The organism is Robiginitalea sp. (assembly GCF_049588695.1).
Lineage (GTDB): Bacteria > Bacteroidota > Bacteroidia > Flavobacteriales > Flavobacteriaceae > Robiginitalea.
Genome location: NZ_JBAVZJ010000194.1, coordinates 1 through 2,843 on the forward strand (window position 1 = coordinate 1; position 2,843 = coordinate 2,843).

At 48.2% G+C, this 2,843-nt stretch carries 3 protein-coding genes and 1 tRNA gene; 2 read left to right on the plus strand and 2 right to left on the minus strand.

Annotated features, from left to right (window positions below; genetic code table 11):
• Positions 1 to 17: 17 nt before the first annotated feature.
• Positions 18 to 257 carry a FeoA family protein gene (locus WBV75_RS04675; RefSeq protein ID WP_424119488.1) on the minus strand — a complete coding sequence of 80 codons (240 nt, stop codon included), beginning with the start codon at positions 255 to 257 and terminating at the stop codon, positions 18 to 20.
• A gap of 86 nt (positions 258 to 343) precedes the next feature.
• Positions 344 to 1,018: an SCO family protein gene (locus WBV75_RS04680; RefSeq protein WP_424119489.1), complete on the minus strand. Its 675-nt coding sequence runs from the start codon at positions 1,016 to 1,018 to the stop codon at positions 344 to 346.
• Between the two features lie 168 nt (positions 1,019 to 1,186).
• On the opposite strand from WBV75_RS04680, the gene rseP reads away from it, so the two are divergent.
• Together rseP and WBV75_RS04690 are read left to right on the plus strand one after the other, a co-directional pair.
• Positions 1,187 to 2,530, plus strand: a complete 1,344-nt coding sequence (rseP, locus tag WBV75_RS04685; protein ID WP_424119490.1) for an RIP metalloprotease RseP — start codon at positions 1,187 to 1,189, stop codon at positions 2,528 to 2,530.
• Positions 2,531 to 2,598: 68 nt separating this feature from the next.
• Positions 2,599 to 2,672 (plus strand) — tRNA-Asn (locus tag WBV75_RS04690).
• The last annotated feature ends 171 nt before the right edge of the window (positions 2,673 to 2,843 follow it).

Below are 2,843 nucleotides of genomic sequence, written 5' to 3' on the forward strand. Positions count from 1 at the left end.
GGGCTACTTTGATGTCTTTACTCATCGCCGGGGATAGGTTCCAGTTCAATCTGCAGGGCAACCGAGCGGCGGATAGCGATATGTGAGCCGTTCACATTGATGTAAATCGGATCTTTGAGGGGGGCGACCTGAATGAGCTCCACTTCGTTCCCGGGGAGGCAACCCAGTTCCAGGAGTTTAATCGGTAGTGCGTCTTCCCGAAAAGCCTTGATAATTCCTTTTTCGCCCCTACCGAGATGTGCTACCGTGAAACCCAAAGCTTATTTAGATTGATTTTAATTAAGGACAAAAATACACGAAAATGTCAAACTGCGGGCTTTTCAGCAGAAAAAGCCGGAGTTATTTACTCGGCAATGTTGTTTTTCAAGATCTTAAGGTCTTCCAATAGGCGCTCCATCTCCTCTTTTTTGGTCCCGTCGTAGGTACCCCGAATCCGTTTATTCTGGTCTACCAGGATAAAATTCTCCGTGTGGATCATATCAAAAGGCCCTCCGTCTCCGTCAGTCTTGACGGCAAGGTAAGACTTGCGCGCGAGCTCGTAAATCTGCTTTTTATCCCCCGTTACCAGATTCCACTTCGAATCGACTACTCCTTTTTCCAGGGCGTATTCCTTTAAACGGGGAACCGAATCGATTTCGGGAGTCACGGAATGGGAGAGCAGGAGCACCTGGGGATCATCCATAATCTGCTGCTGCAGGTATTCCATGTTATCGGTCATGATGGGGCAGATAGTCAGGCAGGTTGTAAAAAAGAAATCCGCGATGTAGATTTTATCTTTATAATCCTGCTCAGTTATCGTATCCCCATTTTGGTTGACCAGTGAAAAGTCGGCGATGGTATGGTATTTTTTAATGTGGGAGAGCTCCGGGGCCACCAGTTCGGGATTAAAATCGGCAGGCTGGTATACCGGCAGGGTCTTTTTAGGTTGGAGGGCATTGTAGAAGAGGACGATGATCACGGCCGAGATCCCGAGCATGACCAGGCCGAAAATCTTAAATTTGGCAAAAAAAGCACGCATATACCTCAGATTTGTGTGCAAAGGTACATCCCCCTTCTTTCTCCATCAACCGGAAATAAAGGGACTCCTGCTAAAAGTTTCTTAAAGAAGGAGACGGGGGGTCTAATTTCTTTTTAAAAGCGCCCTCAAAAGTGTAGTTTTGTGCGTTTTAATCGATTCAAGCGTTTTATGTCCTCAATGGTGATTCAAGCTTCGATGTTCCTGCTCAGCCTTTCTCTTCTGATCGTGCTGCACGAGTTGGGACATTTCCTCCCCGCAAAAGCCTTTAAAACAAGGGTCGAGAAATTCTACCTTTTTTTTGACGTCAAGTTTTCCCTCTTTAAAAAGAAGATAGGGGAGACCGTTTACGGCATAGGTTGGCTACCCCTGGGTGGGTATGTGAAGATCGCCGGAATGATCGATGAGAGTATGGATACCGAGGCGATGAACCAACCTCCAAAGCCCTGGGAGTTTCGCTCCAAGCCGGCCTGGCAACGCCTGATTATTATGCTTGGGGGCGTGACAGTCAATTTTATCGTGGCCTTGCTCATCTACATTTTTGCCTCCTTTTACTACGGTGACGCGGATATTTCCACGGAGAGTATCAAGGATGGGTATTGGGTGACCAACCCGGTTTTTACAGAACTCGGGGTGCAGACGGGGGACAAGCTTATCTCCATAGACGGGGTAGCTTACGAGAATTACTCGGATCTCCGCCGCAATATGATTACGGCCGAGCGCTTTACACTGGAGCGGGCTGGGCAACCCATCACCATCGACTTACCTGTGGACTTTTTGGGGAAACTCAGTACGGGTGAAGACCTGAGCTTTTTTGAATTGCGTGTACCATTCCAGGTAGGAGCTGTTCCGGATTCATCCATCAATGCCCAGGCAGGGCTTGAAGAAGGGGATTTGCTCAAACGCATTGACCAAACTGAGATCACCTATTTCGATGAAGCGGTCGCTGCCCTTGAGGAAAATAAGGGGAAAGAAGTGCCTGCGGTCGTACTCAGGGAGGGACGTCCGGTAGACCTGACACTCAATATCAGCGAAGACGGTAAACTGGGGATATACCCCGGGGGAACCTATAAGCAGTTCGAAGAGATGGGGTACTTTGATATTGTCCAGAAGAAATACGGCTTTTTCGAGAGTTTTTCGGTTGGGGCCAAGAAGTTCAGCAATCAACTGGGCGGCTACTGGCTGCAACTCAAAAAAATCTTTACCCCCAGTACGGGAGCCTACAAAGGAGTAGGGGGCTTTAAGGCCATTTTCGATATTTTCCCGGATACCTGGAGCTGGCAACAGTTTTGGAGCATCACCGCCTTTTTATCCATCATGCTGGCGGTATTGAACCTCCTGCCTATTCCCGCTTTGGATGGGGGCCACGTGATGTTTTTGCTCTACGAGATGGTCTCCGGACGAAAGCCCAGCGATAAATTTATGGAGTATGCCCAGATGGCCGGTTTTTTCATTTTGTTAGCGCTCATCGTCTTTGCCAACGGAAATGATATTTATAAGGCCCTGACCAAATAATTATCCCGTTTTTTTTGTTGGGCAGTTGTTTAGAAACTTTTATATTTGCGTCCTCCAAATGGAGACATTCCTCCTTAGCTCAGTTGGTTAGAGCATCTGACTGTTAATCAGAGGGTCCTTGGTTCGAGCCCAAGAGGGGGAGCTACTATACTGGCCGGTTTTTAACCGGCCTTTTTATTGTTAATTGGTCTCGAGCCAACGCGCCATCTGGCCCCTTTGCTAAAACAGTCCACCGGACTGTTTTCAATCCTCTTCTCGAGCCAGCGCACCATCTCGCTCCTCGCTGTCAAAGGTCCACCAGACCTTTTTCGGA

Coding starts and splice junctions, on each gene's coding strand:
- WBV75_RS04680 (WP_424119489.1), bottom strand. CDS start 1,018: ATGCGTGCTTTTTTTGCCAAATTTAAGATTTTCGGCCTGGTCATGCTC.
- rseP (WP_424119490.1), top strand. CDS start 1,187: ATGTCCTCAATGGTGATTCAAGCTTCGATGTTCCTGCTCAGCCTTTCT.